The organism is Haliscomenobacter sp. (assembly GCF_965225875.1).
Classification (GTDB): Bacteria; Bacteroidota; Bacteroidia; order Chitinophagales; family Saprospiraceae; genus Haliscomenobacter.
The window spans coordinates 2,495,211-2,516,352 of record NZ_CBDDBS010000003.1; the positions used below are offsets into that span (position 1 = coordinate 2,495,211).

Below are 21,142 nucleotides of genomic sequence, written 5' to 3' on the forward strand. Positions count from 1 at the left end.
TGTTTTTTTTTCAAAAAAGAAAACATTGATCGGCATTGATTAAATTCAAGGCAGTTTTAGGAATGGAAACGAATTGTCGTTTCCATTTCTCACCAAAATCCATTACAATGAAAAAAATCCTTTTTCTCCTGACTGTCCTGATCACAGCTTTTTCCTGTCAACAAAAACCAAAAGAAGTACCTCCACGCAACGTCAAAAAGTACAGCATTGAGCAGTTTTATGCCAACAAAGGCATCGGTGGCGGCCTTTTTTCGCCTGATGAAAGCAAACTCTTGGTACACAGCAATGAAACGGGTATTTTCAACCTGTACGAAATCAACCTGGCCGACCAAAAAATGAGCGCCCTGACCAAATCGACCACCGAATCCATCTTCGCCGTGGATTACGTGCCCGGCACCAGCGACCTCATTTACTCCGCGGACAAAGGGGGTAACGAAATTGATCACCTCTACTTGCGCAAAGCCGATGGCAGTGTGCAAGACCTCACTCCCGCACCTAAAGAAAAAGCCAGTTTTTTTGGCTGGAGCCTCGATAAAAAAACGATGTATTACACTTCCAACAAACGCGACGAACGCTTTTTCGACCTCTACAAAATGGGCATTGGCGATTGGAAGGCCAGCATGATGTACCAGAACAACGAAGGTTTCGACCTGGCCGGGCTCTCCTGGGATGAAAAATACGTGGCCCTCAACAAAAGCATCACCACCAGCGAAAATCAACTGTTTTTGTACGAATTGGGCAGCAAAAAAATGATCGAGATTTCTGAAAAAGGCAAAAAAGGAATCTACGGCGGCTCAGGTTTCAGCAAAGACGGCAAAACCTTTTACTACCTCTCCAATGCCAGCAAGGAGTTTCAGTCCCTCGAAGCCTACAACCTAGCTGACGGCAAACGCAAAGAAGTTTTTGCCACCAACTGGGATGTCATGTACGCTTATGATTCCGAGAATGAAAAGTATCGCGTCATTGCTGTGAATGCCGATGGCAAAAACGAACTAAAAGTCATCGACAACCAACGTGGTAAAGAAGTGGACTTGCCTGAAATCCCCGATGGCGACGTCGCTTCGGTCAGCATCTCCCCTAGCGAAACCAAAATGCGGCTTACCGTAGGTACCTCCAAAGCTCCCTCCAACCTATACGTTTATGATTTCAAGACCAAGGAATTGAAAAAATTGACTGAGACCTTGAACAAGGAAATCAATCCCGAGGACCTGGTGGCTGCCGAGGTTGTGCGTTACAAATCCTTCGATGGCGTCGACATTCCCGCCATTTATTACAAGCCCCAACAAGCTTCGGCGCAAAACAAGGTTCCCGCCCTGGTTTGGGTACACGGTGGCCCGGGTGGGCAATCCCGGGTAGGTTATTTCCCATTGATCCAATTTTTGGTCAACAACGGTTATGCCGTACTGGCCGTCAACAACCGGGGCAGCAGTGGCTACGGCCAAAAATTCTACCAGATGGACGACCTGAACCACGGCGAAAAAGACCTGCAAGATTGTGTTTGGGGTAAAAAATACCTGCAAAGTTTACCCTATGTCGATCCCGAAAAAATCGGGATCATTGGTGGTTCTTACGGCGGATACATGACGATGGCTGGAATGACTTTTACACCCGATGAATTTAAAGTTGGGGTCGATATTTTTGGGGTAACCAACTGGCTGCGTACCCTCAAGTCTATCCCACCCTACTGGGAGTCCTTCCGCAGTGCCTTGTATGCCGAGCTGGGTGATCCCTTCACTGCTGACTCGGTACGTTTGCGTAAAATATCCCCCTTGTTCCACACCGACAAGGTCAAACACCCGATCATGGTGCTCCAGGGTGCCAATGACCCACGGGTCTTGCAAGTCGAATCGGATGAAATTGTGGCCGGGGTGAAAAAAAACAAAGTACCCGTTGAATACATCGTTTTCCCGGATGAGGGTCACGGCTTTGTGAAAAAGGAAAATGAGATCAAAGGCTATGGCGCAGTGCTGAAGTTTTTGGACAAGTATTTGAAGGAGGAGAAAGAAATGAAAAATTAAGTTTAGTTGAGAAGTTGAGGAGTTGAGAAGTTGAGGGCTACCGCAGCGATTTTAACACCGGTTTTGTCAAAGCCTCTGCGGTAGCCCTCAACTTCTCAACTTCTCAACTCCTCAACTTTTCAACCTATAAATTCCGATCGCAATGAAAACACTTTTTACCCTCTGCCTCTGTTGGCTGAGCCTCCTGGCTTTTGCCCAAAAACATGACGGCATTTCCAACAACCTCAGCAATTTGTTCAAACTTTCCGACGCCAAGACCCGTTCTATCTCGCCAGAAAACTTTAGCGGAGAAAAAGGAAAAGGTGGAATGGCCACGGAAGGAACCGGAGCCAACGCCGCACGTGGCCTTGGCCAGGGCTGGAAAATCAGTCCCAGCGTGAAAATTCCGTCCAAAACCACCTTCACCATGGCGGAAATCAACGGCTCGGGTGCCATTCAACACATTTGGCTCACGCCTGCCGGAATCAAATGGCGTTATGCCATCATCCGCATCTATTGGGACGATGAAAAGGAGCCTTCCGTCGAAGCACCAATGGGGGATTTCTTCTGCATGGGTTGGAACCAGTACGCCCCGGTCAATTCGCTGGCGGTGACGGTCAATCCTGGCAGTGCATTTAACTGCTACTGGGTGATGCCTTTCCGCAAAAAAGCTAAAATCACCATTGAGAACCTGGCCGACGAGGAGTTCCGTTTGTACTACCAGATTGATTATGTAGAAACCACCGTGCCCGACGACGCTGCCTATTTCCATGCCCAATTCCGCCGCACCAATCCAGTACCTTACAAAGAGGTGTACACCCTCGTAGATGGCATCAAAGGCAAAGGCCATTACGTAGGCACCTACATCGCCTGGGGCGTTCACAACAATGGATGGTGGGGTGAAGGTGAGATCAAGTTCTACATCGATGGCGACAAGGATTTCCCCACCATTTGCGGCACGGGTACGGAAGATTATTTCTGTGGTTCCTACGATTTTGATGTGCGCAAAAAGAATGCTGCCGGAGTAGATGTGGTGGAGTACCAGGAATTCAACACGGCCTATGTGGGCTTACCACAGGTGATTCGTGGCGACGGGCATTACCAGGTGATGCAACGGTTTGGCATGTACCGCTGGCACATTCCAGATCCAATTCGTTTTGAAAAAGACTTGAAGGTAACCATCCAGGCTTTGGGTTGGCGGGGAGATGGGCGCTATTTGCCACTCCAGGACGATATTGCTTCGGTGGTTTTTTGGTACCAGACGGAGCCGCATGGTGCTTTTCCGAAGTTGCCAGAGCGGGATAAGCTGGAGGTGAATTGAACTTAGATGTTTCTTGAGTGCCTTAGGTTTCTTAGGTGGTGAAAGAATAAGTTTTTTTACCGCCTAAGAAACCTAAGGCACTCAAGAAACACTTAAGAAGTAACTACTTATTTCCATTCAACAGGCACCTCTACCATTGTTTTGTCCCAGGCAATCCGCATGGTTGCCGCTTTTGCATCAGCCTTTTCAAAAGCAATCGCCAGGTTTTCAATCACATCAGCAGTGCTTTTAACTGGCACTTTTACCCTCAACACGTCCAGGCTTTCCTTGTAACTGTAAGCGCCCCAGTGGTCCAATTCACTATTCAACACAATCGTCCATTCGCCCTGATCGGGAATCGCAAACAAGGCATAAGAGCCAGCTTTAACCAGCTTGCCACCGAAGGTAACATCCTGATAAAATTTAATCTCGGTAGCTTCATTTGCCCCCAATCGCCACACTTTGCCGAAGGGAATCAGTTTCCCAAAAACTTCGCGCTCCTTTTTGGCAGGGCGGCTGTAAATGACCCGCACGACGGCTGCAGCATCGGCACCACCGATTTTATCCGGTGCAAATTTGCGGTCGTGGGCAAAATCGTGGGGGTAATAACTGATGTCCATCGGGCTTTTGTCCAGGCCTGGGAATTTTTGAGCGCTGAGCTGAAGGGAGGAACACAGCAGGAAGCAAAAGAAAATGAATGATTTCATGTTTTTTTTGACGAAGTTAGTGGCTTTGGGGCCACTTCAATGTCGCTGAGAGAACTTTTTTAGATTTTGATGCAGCTCTGTTTCTCAAAACCAAAGCGACATTTTATTATCACAAAGGAAAAAATAGAGGACACAAAGGACACAAAGTTAGACGTTGACGGTCTTTGTGCCCTTTGTGTGTCTTTGTGTTTTCTTTGTGAAAAAAAAAGGCGCTTGGGTTTTGGCTCCAAAATCACTTCACCAACACCTCATTGTGCGGCAAAGCCAGCTGCCGATCCAAAGTAATGAACACAATCGCATCGCCCTTTCTGCATTGGCTCAACACCTTGCTTGCATCAATTTCCATATAAGTTTGATCCGAAAATGAAATCATCGTCTTGGTGTTAAAATCGCGAATGGCGATTTTAAAGCGGTGTTTGCCTTGAGGTTTTGCGGAGCCATTGTCGCCCAGGCTCACGGGCTGAACCGTAAATACACCTTTGGCATCGATCGACAGTTCACACTTGCCCGTGGGGGTGTACTCATTGACGACCATTTTGTTGTTCAACAACACAGCAGTGCAATTGGTAAAGTCGTTGCCTTGACCGAATAAAGCGGTAGAACCTAGCACACAAAAGAATAAGATGACTTGCAATACGCGCATGGTTAAAGATTTTTAGGATGAAAAAATGCGGGTGATTTCTAATCCCACAAACCTAAGGGTGTGGATTGTAAAGGGCGTAAAAGCGGGGTAAAACAATGTAAATGAAATGTAAAACCTGTTTTTGGCAATTCAAAAGACCTTAATTTTGTACCATGAATGCAGAAAAAATTAAAAGCTGGGGCTTACCGTTGAGCCTGGTGGTCTTGGCGGTATTTATCCTTTCGGCAGTCTGGTGGCCGGAAGCCAAGGAAAATGAAACTCACTTGGTGCCAACACGAGTCAATTTAGCCCTGCGTGAAGCTGGAGATCGACTCATGGATTTGGCGGGTGATAGCACCTCGACCATTGCTCCCGTGCGCAGAAAAGATGCACATACCTGGCAGCTCCGTCTGGAACGTCGCTTCAACTATGATAGTTTGCCACAAATTTTACGCCGGGCCTTGTTGCGTCAGGCGATTCGACTGGATTACAACGTCGCAGTAGTGCGCTGCAAGGACAACGAATTGATATTGGGTTATTCCGCCAGTGGTTTGGAACTAGAGGGTGAGGTACCATGTGGTGGCCGCGAACTCGCTGCCGATTGTCTGAACATCGAATTGAGTTTTTTGGATAAAGTGATCCCCCGGCCCAATCCCTGGAAAACCAGTTTTTTACTGCTGAGTGGTTTCCTTTTTCTTGCTGCTTTGGGGACAGTGGTGTACCGTAGAAAAACAATTCCAATTCCCTCCTTAGAAGAAAGCAACCCTAATCAGCTGCGTTTTGGTCAAAGTAGTTTTGACTTTGCCAACCAAACCCTGTGGGTGAATGATCAGCTTAAGAACCTAACCTTCCGCGAAGCCAAACTCCTCAACTATTTGATCCAACATGCCAATCAGGTGCTGGACCGCGAACGTATCCTCGAAGCCATTTGGCAGGACGAAGGTATGCTGGTTGGGCGAAGCCTGGATGTATTCATTTCCCGCCTCCGCAAATTGTTGCAAGAGGATGAGAACATCAAAATAGTAAGTGTACACGGGGTTGGGTATCGTTTTGAAGTTAGTCCCTTTGGCGCTTCCACATAACTCTTCCGCCTACCGATTGCACTTCCCATGAAGGGTAGTCAATCACCGTTGGCCGGTTGCTGAGGCCTTCAATGCTCAAATCCGGCCTTAAATCAAAGGCTACCGGGAGTTTGTCTTCGTACAGATAAGGCTTTAGGGCAGCAATATCCTCAGGTTTTTTTATCGCATAATGCTCAGCTGAATACGTATTGGGGAGCGTGTTAATGACCTCCTTCCATTTTGCCAAATCCCCTCCTACTTGTATCCAAATGAGTTTTCGGGGGGTCACTGAACTGATCAAGCTGTCTTGCATGCTTCCCGGAAATCGAATGATCGTTTTTTCCTGAAATTTCCGGTAAGCTTCTACACTTTCCGCTTGGTTGGCATCCCAGAACACCACCAAAGTGCGCTGGTCTGAGCTCGGATCCAATTCAACAGTTTGTCCGCTTGCAGTTTGCCAGGTCATTGCTGGAAGCTTTTTCATTTTTAGCACAATCACCTTCTGCCGATAAATGGACTCCATTTCCTTAACAAGGACGGGATAATCTTTAACCTGTTTGATTTGCTCCAAATCAGCTGCTGCTTGAGGCAAATTTTCCAGCTTACTGCAAAACTGTATGTTTTGAATCCATTCTTCTATTTCAAAATACTGTTTCAGTTTGGGCAATCCTGCCAAACGTTCCTGCCAATGCCGATGAAACACCTCCTTAGAATAGCCAACTGCTGAATTGGGGTCATTCGTGGACCAGTCTGTGCCCGTTATTTGTTTTACTTCCAGGGTGAACAACTCGTTTAAAGCTCGGATATACTCTTCTGACCGTACTTCATCAACCAAGGGCAGGTTGTGAATTTGTCGTTCCACCCGATCCTTCAAAGCTCCTTCCCAGGCTTCTTTTTGCATGAATTGCAAAATCTTGATTTTATCCTCCAAAAACTGAGCCTGAGCTTTTACTGTAAAAAGGGAAACGAAGCCTTCATCTGATTGCTCGGCCTGGTAAGTTTTTAAACTTTGGCGCTGTTTTTGATAAAGGGTGTCTATCAAAGCGGAGTATTCCTGAGGATTTTCCTGGGTTTCAATCGGAATGAAAGGCCGATTCAAGCTGAATAGTAAGTTGTTCTCGCGGCCCGCTGTCCCGCCAAAAGTAACATTGCGCCCATTGATCATTTCTATCCACAGGCTGTCTCCGGGGCGAATGTACAACTCAATGCTTTCCCGCTGAGTAAACCGGATGATACTCGGTTTGTCCACCTTGAGTTCCAAATGAAATAGGCCCTGGGCATCACTGGTTTTGGTAACTTTACCCCACTCGTCAATCAACACTACCTGATTGGAAATGAATGCTGCTGAAAAAGAAACGTCGCGCTGATACGGGAATTTTCCGGCGATTACGGTGCGTTGTGCCCCCAAAAAGACCGTTGGAAGCAAAATCAACACGAGGGTAAAATTTTTGATCATAGCTGGAAGGGTTTTGTTTTTAACGCAAGATCTTATTCTTTATTTCTTTTTGGAATACGTGCAAAAAACCAAATCATGACCACTCCCAATGCCCCCAAAAAGCCAATCAAAACCCGGCTATCCAATTGAGTCTGTTTGCCCAAACCCACCTGGATGGTTCCCCATATCAGGTACCCGAACAAAATGCCGATCAACAGGCGCAAAAAATGAATAAACCGTACCGCCTGGGCATAGACCAATTCTCGATTTTCTTCCGTCACTTTAACCGGTAAATTCATACTTTGGGGATTCAAGCCCACTACGGTGAGCATGATAAATAGCCCAGCTCCAATCAGGGGTAAAAACAACAAAGTCGTCTTAGCCCCGTAGGCATCGGGTTCTCCGGTGAAATTATAATGGGTAGGAATACGCTCTGGCAACAGTTGCCAGTATTGAAAAATCAGGTACACCTGCAACAGAACCAGCCCTAAAGCAAGGAGCCCAATCAGGTAATCAAATGCCGTTTTTTGACCAAACATAGCTTTCTGTTTTTAAATATAAATGTAAAAGAAATTGACTTCTTTTGCAAAAACAAGCAAAAACATCAACAATCATGAAGCAGTTCTTTTTCTCCTTTCTGTTCTTGAGTGTACTGCTGAGTACCAGTTTGCACGCTCAGCCCGTTGAAAGGCTCATTAAGGTGATCGTGGGCACTGACCACGATAACTGGACTTACCGCAGTGGCGAAAACGTCAATTTCAGCGTATCTATCTTCCGCAACGGTAACCTGGTCAAGGATGCCAAAATCCGCTACGAAATTGGCCCGGAAAAAATGCCCGCCACCAAACAAGAAACCATCACCCTCAAAACAGGAATGACTACCCTGGCCGGTGGCAGCATGAGCACTCCCGGCTTTTTGCGCTGCATCGTCACCGCGCTGGTAGATGGCAAAGAATACCGCGGCCTGGCTACCGCTGGCATTGATCCCGACAAAATTCAGCCTGCAGTTGAGCTCCCCAGTGATTTTAACAGCTTTTGGGATGCAGCCAAAGCCGAGCTGGCCAAAATGCCCCTCGACGCTAAAATGACCCTACTCCCCGAACGCTGCACCGAAAAGGTGAACGTTTACCATGTCAACATCCAAAACTTCCGGGCTGGTGCACGGGTCTATGGCATTCTTTGTGTACCAAAAGCTGAAGGAAAATACCCGGCCTTGTTGCGCGTACCCGGTGCAGGCGCACGCCCATACGCAGGTGATGTGCGTACCGCCGAAAGAGGGGTAATTACCCTCGAAATTGGCATTCACGGCGTACCGGTCACCATGGATGTAAGTGTGTACAACGACATGATGGGCAGCAACCTCAGCGGCTACTGGGCCTACAACCTGGATGACCGCGATCGTTATTACTACAAGCGGGTTTACCTGGGTTGTGTACGTGCCAACGATTTTTTGGTGAGCTTACCGCAGTACGACGGCAGCAACCTGGCTGTTACGGGTGGTAGCCAAGGGGGCGCTTTGTCCATTGTTACCGCAGCCCTCGATCCACGGGTAAAATGGACAGCTCCAATTTATCCGGCCTTAGCGGATATGGTGGGGTATTTAAAAAACCGCGCGGGCGGCTGGCCACATATTTTTGACAAAAACAATCCACAAAACAACACCGAAGCCAAAATCAAAACGGCTGCGTATTACGATGTGGTTAATTTTGCCAAACAGCTCAAAGTGCCCACCTTCTATTCAATGGGCTTCAACGACGAAACTTGCCCGCCTACTTCCATGTGGGCGGTTTACAACTCCATCACCGCACCTAAAGAACTCAAGTTGTTCCAGGAAACTGGGCACTGGACTTTCCCGGAGGAAAATGAACTGGTGGCAAATTGGTTGATGGGGAAGCTTGGAAAATAAGTGATGAGTGATAAATGATGAGTTATGAATTGCTACCGCAGCGACATTATCAAAGTTGCTGCGGTAGCAATTCATAACTCATCATTTATCACTCATCATTCATCATTAATATTTAATCCCCGCCTTTTTGTACAAAAAGTGCAACAACCAGGCTGGCCCCACCATCAAAAACTGGATGTCCTTGAAAAAAGAGGGTTTTTTGCCTTCAATTTTGTGGCCTATGAACTGGCCAATCCAGGCCACCACAAAAATGATCAGGGCGGTTTGCCAAAGCGGCATGTTCACGTTTTGTTGCAACCAAACGTTGCCGATGATGCAAAAAGAAGCGAACAGCAGCATGCCAATAGCAATGGTCAATGAGTGGCGGAAATAGTAAATCAGGTTGACGAAAAGAAAAATTGTCGCCCAATTGAAATAAGGCGCCCATTGTGCTGGTAACCAAGTACTCAGATAAGCAGAAGGTATAGCAGTCAGCAATCCCATCAAGCTAAAAACAATGGCTGGAATACAAATCCAATGAAAAGCTTTATTGATTTTGTTCTGATGGCTTTCGCCATATTCGCTCAGCAAAGAGTCAATTGCGCGCATACGATCCTAATTTTATACGGTTAGTTGCGAAATTAACAAATTAAAATCCGATTTTTCTGCAAATGATGGCAATAATCGACCAGCAATCGTTTAAAACGCAGCTCTAGTTGCCTGTTTTCAGTTTCCTTTCGTCTGAAATCGTAAAAAAATTAAAAAAATTGATCTTTAAGGGTTGCGTTTCCAAATAGAATTCTCTAGGTTTGTGAAGCATTTAAAAAATGATATCATCATGCGTTTGAACAACAGCTTTTACTTTTTCAGCTTTTACTTTTATGGTCAACCATAAGGGACTGCTGAGTTTTTGCTGTTAAACAACAGATGATAAAATAAAGGGTCCCGCAAAGCGGGACTTTTTTTTTGCCCATACACCAGCTCCAACCAAATTATCAAGCCAACCCACGGATTCATCCGTGGGAGGCTACACAAATAATCAACCCATGACTTTAGTCGTGGGAAACCAACCCATGGCTTCATCTGTGGGAAAAAAGAGAAGTATGCAAACGCTACTTGCAGAATCAGAAAAAGAGGCCGACCAAGAGACGGCAAACCTAAGAGTGGGCATCCAGGGTTTCCCCGGGGCCTTCCACGAAATTGCCGCACGTTTGTGCTTCGAAGGCCGCCCCATCGACATCGTCCCCTGTTTGACCTTTGAAGAACTGGTTGAAAAACTGGAAGCAGGCGAAGAAATGGATGCCGCCCTGATGGCCATCGAAAACTCCCTGGCAGGTAGCTTAATGGCCAATTACAAACTCCTAGACCAAGCCAATCTGATGGCCGTTGGCGAGGTTTACCTCCGGGTCAAACAAAACCTGATGGTATTGCCAGGTGTCAAAATTGAAGACCTGACCGAGGTCCACTCCCACCCTGTTGCCATTGAGCAATGTTTGGATTTTTTCCGCCAATATCCACACATCCAATTGATCCGTACTGAAGATACTGCCCTTTCGGCACGCAATATCCGTGAAAAAGGTTTGACGACTGTGGGTGCCATCGCCAGTACCTTAGCCGCCGACTTGTATGAGATGGAAATTCTGGCGGAAAGTATTGAAACCAACAAGAAAAATTATACCCGTTTCCTGGTTTTGCAACGCGCCGATCAAGCCATCACCGATCCTGATGCCGACAAAGTTTCCATTAGTTTTGGGGTTAGCCACACAGTAGGCAGTTTGCATAAGGTATTGGCTATCCTTTCGGCCTACAACTTCAACATGTCTAAAATCCAGTCAGCCCCCATCATTGGGCAGCCTTGGGAATACCGCTTGTTCATCGACTACGTAGCCGAAGGGCACGTAAGTGTGGATCAGGCTTACGAAGCACTGCGCCCGGTAACGCACAACCTGAAGTTGTTGGGCGCATACAAGCAAGGGACATTGTATGATTATTAAGGCATTCAATATTTAGGGCAACCACGTTGGGTTGCCCCTACGGGAACCTTTGAATCTTTCAATTCTATGATACCAATAATTTCAACAGCAAGCAGATTGGGCAATGTAGAAGAATATTACTTCTCCATCAAGCTCAAACAAATCGCACAAATGCGGGCTGAGGGCAAAAACGTGCTCAATTTGGGCATCGGTAGCCCTGATTTGCCTCCCAGTGAAGCTACAGTTGATGCTTTAATTGCGTCAGCCAAACGAAAGGATACCCATGCTTATCAAAGTTATCAGGGTATTCCCGAGCTGCGCCGTGCATTTGCTGATTGGTATTGGGAATATTTTGGCGTTCGGCTCAATCCTGATAAAGAGATTCTACCCTTAATCGGCTCCAAGGAAGGCATCATGCACATCTCGATGAGCTACCTGGAAGCAGGTGATGAAGTGTTGGTACCCAATCCGGGCTACCCCACTTACCGTTCGGTGAGTTTGTTGACGGGTGCTACAGTAAGAGATTATGATTTGGTGGAGGAAAAAAACTGGCAGGCCGATTTGGATGCGCTAGCTAAGCAGGATTTGAGCAAAGTCAAAATCATGTGGGTCAATTACCCCAACATGCCAACCGGAGCTCAGGTTGATCCAGCCTATTTCAAAGATTTGGTTGCTTTTGCCAAAGCCCATAAAATCCTGCTGGTCAACGACAATCCTTACACCTTTATCCTGAATGAAAACCCCATGAGCCTGTTGAGTGTACCTGGCGCCATGGAAGTTGCCCTGGAACTCAACTCCCTCAGCAAGGCCCACAACATGGCAGGTTGGCGGGTAGGCATGCTCGCAGGAGCCGCTGAATACCTCGAGCCTGTGGTGCGTTTTAAAAGCAACATGGACTCGGGCATGTTCAAACCCATTCAGGAAGCCGCAGTAAAAGCCTTGCAAAACCCACCTTCCTGGTACACCGAACTCAATGATGTATACCGTGCCCGGCGCAATGAAGTTTTTGCATTACTCGACTTGCTGGAATGTAGTTACGACCCGCATCAAGTTGGGATGTTTGTTTGGGCCAAAATCCCCAACTACCACCCCGATGGTTACGCACTTTCTGATGCGATCCTGGAGGCCACCCACGTGTTCATCACCCCCGGTGGAATCTTTGGAAGTCAAGGCAATGGCTACATCCGGGTTTCCTTGTGCGCAGATGCCAAGGTTTTTCAGGAAGCCAACGCTCGCATCAGTAAATTCAAAGCCCTGCAACCATTCCAGGTTGCCAGCTAGCCTCGCCAACCCATGGCTTTAGTCGTGGGAGATGCCAACCCACGGATTTATCCGTGGGAGGCCACAAAACAAGATCAACCCATGGCTTTAGCCGTGGGATAAAGAAGCAAACAATGACCATATCAATAATCGGCATCGGACTCATCGGCGGCTCACTCGCCATCTCCCTCAAAGAGAATGGCTTTGCGCAGCGCATCATCGGTGTCGACATCAATCCGGACAACATCGACAAAGCCTACCGTCGCAGGCTCATCGACGAAGACATGCCCCTCGATGAAGCCATTGCCCAATCCGACATCATTATTGTAGCCACACCAGTGGATTCAATGACTCGGGTAATCCCTCTGGTTTTAGATAAAATCAATGATAAACAGGTAGTGATTGATGTAGGTTCAACCAAAGTGCCCATCCTGGAGGCAGTCCAAGGCCACCCCATGCGGCGGCGTTTTGTGGCTACCCACCCGATGGCGGGTACCGAGTACTCTGGCCCGGAGGCAGCAGTCCCCAACCTTTTTAATCAAAAATACACGGTGTTGTGTGACACCGCCGATAGCGATCCGGATGCCGTGCAGATTGTCGAAGCCCTTTACCATTCCATCCCCATGAGCATCACCCATTTTGACAGTGTGGACCACGATGTCCATACTGCTTACATTTCACACATTTCACACATCAGTTCCTTCGCCCTGGCCTTGACCGTTTTGGCCAAAGAGAAAGACGCTGAGCGCATTTTTGAATTGGCCAGTACGGGATTTAGTTCTACGGTGCGTTTGGCCAAAAGTTCGCCGGATACCTGGATCCCCATTTTTCGCCAAAACCGCGACAATGTACTCGACGTACTCGACGAGCACATCAGTCGGCTTTCGCAGTTTCGCAGCCTTTTGATCAAGAAGGATTTCGATACTTTTCACCAACTCATTACTGAAGCAAATCAAATTCGTAAAATCATCTCTTAAGTTCTTGTACCATGGCAATGACATTTCGTCCCGTTTTGGAGCGCGCTGATAAAAGACCCATTCTGATTGCAGGGCCTTGTAGCGCAGAAACCGAAGAGCAAGTTCTACAAACTGCTCGTGAGCTGGCCAGTGATGGCATGATCGACCTGTTCCGCGCAGGAATCTGGAAACCACGTACCCGCCCAGGAGAGTTTGAAGGGGTAGGCGCACCTGGTTTGGCCTGGCTTAAAAAAGTCAAGGAAGAAACTGGCTTAAAAGTGACTACTGAGGTAGGCAACCGTGAGCACGTTTTTGAAGCCCTGAAAGCGGGTGTAGACGTACTCTGGATTGGTGCACGTACTACGGTTAACCCTTTCTCCATCCAGGAAGTAGCTGACGCCCTACGTGGTGTAGACATCCCGGTAATCGTAAAGAACCCGGTTAACCCCGACCTCAAATTGTGGATGGGTGGTATCGAGCGCATTTACAAAGCAGGCATTACCCGTCTTGCAGCCATTCACCGTGGCTTCTCTTTCCACGGCGAAACCACGTACCGCAACGTACCCCACTGGCAGATTGCCATCGATTTGCGTCGGAATTTCCCCGATATCCAAATCATTTGTGACAACAGCCACATTTGTGGTCGTCGCGATACCTTGCAAGAGGTGGCTCAAAAGGCTATGGACCTGAACTTTGATGGCATCATGACCGAAGTACACCCTACGCCCGACCAGGCCTGGAGTGACGCTGCGCAGCAAATTACACCTGCCCAGTACAAGGTGATGATCGAGTCCATGACTTTCCCGCAGCCAAACACCAGCGACCCGATCTTTGTACAGCACATGAATGACCTGCGCCACGAAATCGACGAGATCGACGAAAACTTGATCAACTTGTTGGGTCGCCGGATGAAAATTGCCGAAAAAATCGGTGAGTACAAAAAGGAAAACAACATCGCCGTACTACAAACCAGCCGCTGGAATGAAATCCTCGGCAAGGCCGTGAAGCAGGGTGCGAAAAAAGGTTTGAGCGAAGAATTCGTAACTGTGGTATTGAAAGCCATCCACGACGAATCCATCAACCACCAAATCCGCATCATGCACGGTGAGGAAGCAGTGAAGTAAGAGCGCTTTTGACCTTGGAAAAATAAGAGGGAGCTTCGAAAGGGGCTCCCTTTTGTTTTTAAAATTTACCCTGCCCACATCACCCGCCACAAAATCTTCGGATGAAACAACGACGTCGGTGCCTTCAACAAACTCATTACCCGCAAAAAGGCGTCGCACACCACCGGATCTTTCAGTGTCGCCCGATGCACTCTTGAGATGTATTTGTTGATAAAATCCACCCCAGCCGGTTTGGGTCCCTCGGTTGCCGGGTAGCGAAAATCTTCCCCTACCGCCATTTGCCAGGGGATGTCGATTATTTTGGCAATGCGGGCAAAAAAGGTCAGTGCCAGTTTTTCATCCGCAATATTTGCACCCAACATTTTATCCAGTTCTATTGCTTGCATCGAAGCCGAGGTCATGCCCTGGCCGTAGGTGGGATTAAAACTGCAAACCGCGTCCCCCAGAACCAGGTAGCCTAGCGGAAAACGTTGAAGTTTTTCATAATGACGTCGCAAACTATGTGGAAATTTATAGGTCATGATGTCGCTCAGTGGTTCACTTTTGCTCACGATATCGTAGTATTCCTGCATGGGCAATTTGCGGAGGAAATCCATAAAAGCAGCTTCGTCATTCCCTGCATTGGCTCCATGCCATCCCCCCACAGTCATGATCCAACGGTCCCCTTCGATGGGAAACATTCCGGCAAAGTGCATTTCCTGGGGCGCCTGGGGGGTGTACAACATCCAATTGCTGCTGCGGGGATCATTAAGGTCGCGTTTGTATACCCGGGTTGCATAGCTTACATTGACCTTTACTTCACTGGTTTCGGGAGCTTCAAAGCCCAGATCGCGAAGCCATTGGGCGCTCCGAGATCCTCTTCCGGTAACATCCACTACCAAATCCGCATGCAAATCCATGGATTTGCCCAATTCAGCGAGTTCAATGTGTACTCCTTTTACTCTTTGCTGGTCATCCGAAGCAATCAGGCTTTTAACCGCTGTGTTGTCCATCAACTCAATATTCGGCGTCGCGAGTACCCGTTCACGAACCAGGTGCTCCAGCAAAGGTCTGCTCATGGTGGCGCCGATTAAATTCATGTCAAATCGCTGCCGGTAACCCCCATAAGTATACCAAACCATGTCTTTGGCAAAATCGCAAACATTGGCACCATGGGCAGCAAGTGCGTCTTGCAAATCGGGGAAATAATGCAACATGGCATTCAGTCCTCCTGGCAGCAGCCCGTGTAAATGGCGCGTATGTGCTTGCCCCTTACGGGTGGAAGGTTGGCGTTCTACCTTATCTTTTTCAATAATGGTAACGCTGTCGAAGTGGTTGCTCAAAGCACGGGCCACCATCAAGCCGCCAATACTGGCACCGAGTACGATGGCTTGTCCTCGTTGTGGGTTATTGCTGGTGTTTTTCATGGCTGTGGTATTCAGGTTTTAGGATAAAAATTGAATACCACAAAATTAGGGAGGGGCACAAGGGAACACAATCCTCCCAAAAGAGGAATTTAGCTCCACCAAAAAGGGGATTTTTTGGCAAACAAGGAAAATCAAAGGCCATACCGCCGCACCAGCCAGATGGTGGGGATAGAAATGATCCGGGTCAAAGCCCAGGGGAGACGACGCCACCAGGGAAGGTGACGGTCGTACACCATATTGAATTCCAGTTGGGCCTCGGCACCGCGCAACCGTTTAAAATGGGAGGCCCCGGAACTCATGTTGAGCAACATCCCCCGCTTTTCAGCTTCCAACATGGTTTCCATGGTCAGTAAGCGATACAAACCTTCCTTTTGGGGGTAACTTCGGTCATATCCAATCAAAGGGTTAATCATTACGCCATCCAGGATAAAATAGCCAGTGAAAGCCACAATTTTGGATTCATGCCACAAGGCTTTGAGTTGAATCAGGCCACCCTGGGTCAGGTTTTTCAAATAAGCCAGGGTGTATTGGGGATTCAAGCGGGCGTATTTTTCCAGATACAGTTGATTGTACAGGTCCAGGATCCGGGCGAGTTGCTCATCATCCGGGTTTTCAAGAAACGTCCAACGGAGGTGCTTTTGTTTGGCTGCAAGACGGGAATCTATGTCCAGAGCCCGTTTGCGACGGTGGGCTCCCCCAGGCGCATCCAAGAGGTAAACCTGGCGGCTAAATACCACTTTAAAGCCATTGCTTTTCAACTCGGCGAACCACTCCGGGTACACTTGTGGGCAAATCGAACGGTATACAATGGCCCGGTCAGGGAATTTTTTTTGTAAAAAATGGCGCAGGTCCCGCAAAGAATAATCTGGTTTTTGAGGATATAGATTGGTCGAAAACAGCAGGTTGTCCACCAACACCACCTGATCAAATTTTGCCCAACGGCAAATTTTGCCCAGTACATCAAATATCCAGTTGGCCAGTACATTGAGCCAGCGTAGTTTGCCCAGTTCCAGTGCCGTTTCATACCGGCCATAGTCTACGTATTGCCCATATGGGGAGGCAACGTAGGATTCTTCCGGGTGTGCAGTTTGTATTTGAGGAAGTACCAAGCCCAGAACCCGTTCCGGTGCTTGCAACAGTTCTATATCGACGTGGACATTACTGACCAGTTGATCAGAGCCTTGCTCCATCAAGGGCAAATACAAGGCCTTGATTAGGTGTTGATTCTCTATTGGATATGAGGTCAGCAGCTCGGAGAATCGAGCTGCTTCAATGAATTCAAACTTGGGGTCCAACTCAAGCTTTTTCACCCAACCATTTTTTAGCTTTCCGCTCTGGTTTAAGGTTAAACTTGGCAATGGTATTGTCTCGAATGTAAGCTACTGCTTCTTCGATGTCATCCGTAGCCAAAAACAACTTGAGGTCTTCGGGGCTAATGGCTCCACAATCCTTCATGACCTGGATGTGTTCCAAAACGGCTTTATGGTAAGTTTTGTCAAAAATCACAATTGGGAAGTCAAAAATTTTACGGGTTTGGATCAGCGTGATGGTCTCAAAAAATTCGTCCAGGGTGCCAAATCCACCCGGCATGATGACAAATGCGTAGGAATACTTAATGAGCAGGGTTTTGCGGACAAAAAAGTAGCGAATGGTCACCCATTTATCCAGGTAGGGGTTGTGAAATTGCTCCATTGGCAACCGGATATTACACCCTACGCTACGCCCGCCCACATCCTTGGCACCTCGATTAGCAGCTTCCATGATGCCAGGACCACCACCGGTCATAATCGTAAACCCCAACTTGGCGAGTTCACCCGACAGAGCCCGGGTTGACTGGTAATCTTCGGTTTCTTCTCCAAAGCGAGCCGAACCAAATACGGTGATACATGGACCTACAAAATGTAAGGCCCGAAAACCACGGATGAATTCCCAAAAGACTTTAAACGTGAACTTTAACTCCTGCCAACGCGAACGTGGGCCTTCTAAAAACTGGATTTCTGTATTGGGCATATGGAATGGTTTCTAAGATTAAAGCGGCTGAGCTCGGCATTTTTTAAATGAATGCAAAGCAAAGAAAAGAAATAACTGTTGAAAAAAGAGGGCTAAAAGGTGAATTACACCTGATAGCCCAACTAATGCTTGCAACAGTGATAGTATGAAAGAATGAAAAAAACCAATTGCTAATTGTTACCACCTTCTCCAACCGTAGAGTTGGCAGCTGCCCGAGGTACAGTTGTGGTAGTGGTGCTGATTCCACTTCGGTTAAGGGTGTTCACCCCTGTCGGTATATTCGCATCCATCATCAGAGGCATCTGTTTACCATCAGTAATGACAATCTTGGCATTAGGAGATTTAGCCAGCTCCAAAAATGCTTCGATTGCTTTAAACTGTAGAATCTCTTGGGTAAGCCCCTGACTGATGATGTTTTGGGCATCGCGTACCCCCTGAGCCTGGATGCGTTTCCGTTCTGCTTCGCGTTGTTCTTGCTGGAGTACGAATTCCATTCTTTGAGCCCCCTGCTCTGCCTCCAATTTTTCTTCGATGGCGCGGGCTAAACTCTTGGGTAGTTGAATGCTTTTCAGAAGTACTGCCTCCACTTCGATCCCTTTTTCATCCAGGGTTTTGTCCATTAGGATGCGGATTTGCTCTTCAATCTGGGCGCGTTCACCTGTATGCATGTCTTTGGCAAAAAAGCGGGAGCTGATATCCGCTACAGCTGAACGAAATACAGGTAAAATCAAATTACGCTCATAGTCCGGGCCAATCTGACGCAGTACGTCAGCAGCTTTACCTCCTTGTACGTTGTATAAAATCGACACTTCTGACTGGATCGTAAGCCCCTCTTTAGAAGGGATGTTCAAGGATACTTCTAAGTTTACCGTTTGGGTGGGTACTTTGATGACAGTTGTTACGAAGGGGTTGAAGAAGCGTACGCCATCTTTAATCGGGCGGTCATTGTATTTTCCTAAAGTCCGCCGCACACCTACTTCACCTTGTCGAACTACAGTACAGCTGGTAGTGAAGCTCAGCACTACCAGAAAGATCAGGATTTGATTGATGTACTTTGCCATGTCAAGAAGATTTTAATAGTAAAACTATTATTTAAACATGTTTTACTATTAAATTAGAATCAAGCAGACATTGTTCACCAATTTTTTAATTTTTTTTTTGCAGCTTTTAAAATGCCCGATCCAACAGCCCATGCGCCAACGCTTCCAGAGCCTCCCGGTTCTGAGCGGATACACTCAAGGCTTGTAAATGTTCGAAAGCCAGGTCCTGGAATTCCTGCTTGCGTTGTTGAGCTAAGTTTTGGATATCCAATTGCTGGAGCAGGCTTTTGACTTGCGCTATTTTTGCTGGCGCATCAGTTGTTGGCGTGTTCATCCAATGCTCGAGTTTTTGGCGATCAGAAACAGAACCAATTTCCAGTGCTTTTAGGATAAGGTAGGTTTTTTTATTCTGCACAATGTCACCCCCGATCTGTTTGCCCACCGCTTCAGCGTCGCCGAAGGTGTCCAATATATCGTCCTGCAATTGAAAAGCGATACCCACATTGCGCCCAAATTCGTACAAGTGTTTGACATCTTCCGCATTCGCACCGGCAGCCAAACCCGCCATTTCCAATGCTCCGGCAATCAAAACCGAGGTTTTTAATTCAATCATCCGGAGGTATTCAGGAATACTCACATCCTGACGGGTTTCAAAATCCATGTCCATTTGTTGGCCTTCACACACCTCTCGGGCAACCCGATTGAAGACCCGTACAATCTCGGCAATACGGGTTGGCGCATCCAACCTTAACAAATAATCATAGGCATAAATAAGCATCACATCACCCGAAAGAATGGCGGTATTCGGGTTCCATTTTGTATGCACCGTTGCCTGACCACGGCGCAAAGGAGCCGCGTCCATGATGTCATCATGAACGAGGGAAAAATTGTGGAAAATCTCAATCGCGTAGGCCAGCGGCAAGGCTGCTGCGTAGTTGGGATTAAACAATTCATAACCCATCAGGGCCAAAATAGGTCGCAGACGTTTACCCCCCAATTCCATGATGTAGTTGACAGGTGTATAGAGTGCCGTTGGTTCCCCATCAAAAGGATGTTGCGCACGGTAAGCCTCAAAGGCTTTAAAATAGGATTCAATCATAACACGAATTTAAGCGAAAAGCGAAACAGGAATGACTGTATCTTTGTTCTCGAATAGCAAAATGAAGTCTGCAAAGATGCAAAATACATACGATCTCATCATCATTGGAGGTGGGCCTACTGGAATTAACTGCGGAATTGCCGCTACAGAAGCAGGGCTCAGCCATTTGATCCTGGAAAAAGGGGTGCTGGTCAATTCCTTATACCACTTTCCGGCCAACATGACTTTTTTTTCAACTTCCAAACTCCTGGAAATCGGCAACACCCCTTTCATCTCACACAGCGACAAACCCACTCGCCGCGAAGCCCTGGAATACTACCGCCGACTGGTGGAGAAGTACCAACTCAACATACGGTATTATGAGGAAGTGTTGTCCATGGAGCGCAATGAGGAGTTGATTTACCACATCCAAACCAGCAAAGGCGATTATTATGCCAACAGTGTGGTGGTCGCCACGGGTTTTTATGATACTCCAAAATTGTTGAATGTACCCGGGGAAGATTTGCCTAAAGTCAAACACTACTTCGACGACCCACATCCCTACGTTGGCCAAAAAATACTGGTCATCGGTGCCCGCAACTCGGCTTGTGATGTTGCGCTGGAAACCTATTACAAAGGTGCCCAGGTGACCATGGCCATTCGGGGCGAAGCAATCCACGACAAAGTGAAGTACTGGATTTTGCCAAACATCGAAAACCGCATCAAGGAAGGTTCCATCAAAGCGTATTTTAATACGGAAGTTGTGGAAATTCGACCCCATGAAGTGGTGTTAAAGGGACCGGAAGGCGAGTTTACGATTGAAAATGATTTTGTATTGGCCATGACAGGCTACCAACCCAATTATCCTTTCCTTCAAAAGTTGGGTATAGCGATTGAGCCGGAGGGCGATTGTTTGCCAATGCACAATCCGGATACGCTGGAAACCAATTTGCCAAATGTTTACCTGGCTGGGGTAGTTTGTGCCGGAGCTCGGATCAATAAGTTGTTTATTGAAAATACGCGGGATCATGCGGAGCTGATTGCGCAGCGGGTGAAGGAGAAATTGGTGGAGGTATGAAGAAAAGTCTTTTTGAAGTGAAGCCTATGCAACCTCCCCTACCCTCTCCTTGTCTAACCCTTACAAATAGGGGTTTAGTAAGCATTTTGAGGGGGTGATCACCCGATGTTGAGAAGGATCATCCCCGTTTTTCCCACCCAACTATAAACCCAAACCCTCCATCCATCAATTTGCTTATTACAAAAGTTTTCCGATTTTGTAGGTTTGTAC

19 protein-coding genes are annotated in these 21,142 nt (G+C 47.4%); 9 read left to right on the top strand and 10 right to left on the bottom strand.

Translation table 11 applies throughout. From position 1 onward, the window contains the following. Positions 1-107 precede the first annotated feature (107 nt). Together ACO08K_RS30135 and ACO08K_RS30140 are read left to right on the top strand one after the other, a co-directional pair. Positions 108-2,018: a prolyl oligopeptidase family serine peptidase gene (locus tag ACO08K_RS30135; RefSeq protein WP_421800220.1), complete on the top strand. Its 1,911-nt coding sequence runs from the start codon at positions 108-110 to the stop codon at positions 2,016-2,018. A 142-nt stretch (positions 2,019-2,160) separates the two neighbouring features. Further along, a complete protein-coding gene (locus ACO08K_RS30140; protein ID WP_421800221.1) occupies positions 2,161-3,318 on the top strand; it encodes a glycoside hydrolase family 172 protein in 1,158 nt (385 codons plus the stop codon). A gap of 107 nt (positions 3,319-3,425) precedes the next feature. Here the strand turns inward: ACO08K_RS30140 and ACO08K_RS30145 are convergent, their stop codons facing one another. Next, entirely contained in the window at positions 3,426-4,004 is a 579-nt protein-coding gene (locus tag ACO08K_RS30145; RefSeq protein WP_421800222.1) for a DUF2911 domain-containing protein, read from the bottom strand. 232 nt (positions 4,005-4,236) lie between these two features. Further along, positions 4,237-4,647 (bottom strand): hypothetical protein, encoded by a 411-nt coding sequence (locus tag ACO08K_RS30150; protein ID WP_421800223.1) that lies wholly within the window; start codon positions 4,645-4,647, stop codon positions 4,237-4,239. Between the two features lie 152 nt (positions 4,648-4,799). Between ACO08K_RS30150 and ACO08K_RS30155 the strand changes: the two genes are divergently transcribed. Beyond that, positions 4,800-5,708, top strand: coding sequence for a winged helix-turn-helix domain-containing protein (locus ACO08K_RS30155; protein ID WP_421800224.1), 909 nt, complete (start codon positions 4,800-4,802; stop codon positions 5,706-5,708). Here ACO08K_RS30155 and ACO08K_RS30160 read toward each other — a convergent pair. Further along, positions 5,683-7,143: a hypothetical protein gene (locus ACO08K_RS30160; protein ID WP_421800225.1), complete on the bottom strand. Its 1,461-nt coding sequence runs from the start codon at positions 7,141-7,143 to the stop codon at positions 5,683-5,685. The genes ACO08K_RS30155 and ACO08K_RS30160 overlap by 26 nt on opposite strands. A gap of 32 nt (positions 7,144-7,175) precedes the next feature. Continuing rightward, a complete protein-coding gene (locus ACO08K_RS30165) occupies positions 7,176-7,661 on the bottom strand; it encodes a DUF1648 domain-containing protein (RefSeq protein ID WP_421800226.1) in 486 nt (161 codons plus the stop codon). 74 nt (positions 7,662-7,735) lie between these two features. Here ACO08K_RS30165 and ACO08K_RS30170 point away from each other — a divergent pair, with 74 nt between their 5' ends. Then, positions 7,736-9,028, top strand: a complete 1,293-nt coding sequence (locus ACO08K_RS30170) for an acetylxylan esterase (RefSeq protein ID WP_421800227.1) — start codon at positions 7,736-7,738, stop codon at positions 9,026-9,028. Positions 9,029-9,133: 105 nt separating this feature from the next. Here the strand turns inward: ACO08K_RS30170 and ACO08K_RS30175 are convergent, their stop codons facing one another. Next, entirely contained in the window at positions 9,134-9,616 is a 483-nt protein-coding gene (locus ACO08K_RS30175) for a DUF962 domain-containing protein (RefSeq protein ID WP_421800228.1), read from the bottom strand. A gap of 494 nt (positions 9,617-10,110) precedes the next feature. On the opposite strand from ACO08K_RS30175, the gene ACO08K_RS30180 reads away from it, so the two are divergent. The 4 genes from ACO08K_RS30180 to ACO08K_RS30195 all read left to right on the top strand — a co-directional run bounded on the left by ACO08K_RS30180 (position 10,111) and on the right by ACO08K_RS30195 (position 14,320). Then, positions 10,111-11,001: a prephenate dehydratase gene (locus ACO08K_RS30180; RefSeq protein WP_421800229.1), complete on the top strand. Its 891-nt coding sequence runs from the start codon at positions 10,111-10,113 to the stop codon at positions 10,999-11,001. A gap of 66 nt (positions 11,002-11,067) precedes the next feature. Continuing rightward, on the top strand, positions 11,068-12,261 hold the full coding sequence (locus ACO08K_RS30185) for a pyridoxal phosphate-dependent aminotransferase (RefSeq protein WP_421800230.1): 1,194 nt from the start codon (positions 11,068-11,070) through the stop codon (positions 12,259-12,261). 98 nt (positions 12,262-12,359) lie between these two features. Then, positions 12,360-13,217 carry a prephenate dehydrogenase gene (locus ACO08K_RS30190; RefSeq protein ID WP_421800587.1) on the top strand — a complete coding sequence of 286 codons (858 nt, stop codon included), beginning with the start codon at positions 12,360-12,362 and terminating at the stop codon, positions 13,215-13,217. A gap of 17 nt (positions 13,218-13,234) precedes the next feature. Continuing rightward, a complete protein-coding gene (locus ACO08K_RS30195; protein ID WP_421800588.1) occupies positions 13,235-14,320 on the top strand; it encodes a chorismate mutase in 1,086 nt (361 codons plus the stop codon). A 65-nt stretch (positions 14,321-14,385) separates the two neighbouring features. Here ACO08K_RS30195 and ACO08K_RS30200 read toward each other — a convergent pair whose 3' ends face one another. From ACO08K_RS30200 to ACO08K_RS30220, 5 genes are all read right to left on the bottom strand, one after another. Then, on the bottom strand, positions 14,386-15,726 hold the full coding sequence (locus ACO08K_RS30200; RefSeq protein WP_421800231.1) for an FAD-dependent oxidoreductase: 1,341 nt from the start codon (positions 15,724-15,726) through the stop codon (positions 14,386-14,388). Positions 15,727-15,857: 131 nt separating this feature from the next. Beyond that, positions 15,858-17,036, bottom strand: a complete 1,179-nt coding sequence (locus ACO08K_RS30205; protein WP_421800232.1) for a GNAT family N-acetyltransferase — start codon at positions 17,034-17,036, stop codon at positions 15,858-15,860. Continuing rightward, entirely contained in the window at positions 17,023-17,736 is a 714-nt protein-coding gene (locus ACO08K_RS30210) for a TIGR00730 family Rossman fold protein (protein ID WP_421800233.1), read from the bottom strand. The genes ACO08K_RS30205 and ACO08K_RS30210 overlap by 14 nt, the downstream gene beginning before the upstream one ends. 170 nt (positions 17,737-17,906) lie before the next feature. After that, positions 17,907-18,797, bottom strand: coding sequence for a prohibitin family protein (locus ACO08K_RS30215; RefSeq protein WP_421800234.1), 891 nt, complete (start codon positions 18,795-18,797; stop codon positions 17,907-17,909). 106 nt (positions 18,798-18,903) lie between these two features. After that, complete coding sequence (locus ACO08K_RS30220; RefSeq protein ID WP_421800235.1) at positions 18,904-19,875, bottom strand: polyprenyl synthetase family protein; 972 nt, start codon at positions 19,873-19,875, stop codon at positions 18,904-18,906. A 76-nt stretch (positions 19,876-19,951) separates the two neighbouring features. On the opposite strand from ACO08K_RS30220, the gene ACO08K_RS30225 reads away from it, so the two are divergent. Then, positions 19,952-20,932, top strand: a complete 981-nt coding sequence (locus tag ACO08K_RS30225) for a YpdA family putative bacillithiol disulfide reductase (RefSeq protein ID WP_421800236.1) — start codon at positions 19,952-19,954, stop codon at positions 20,930-20,932. The last annotated feature ends 210 nt before the right edge of the window (positions 20,933-21,142 follow it).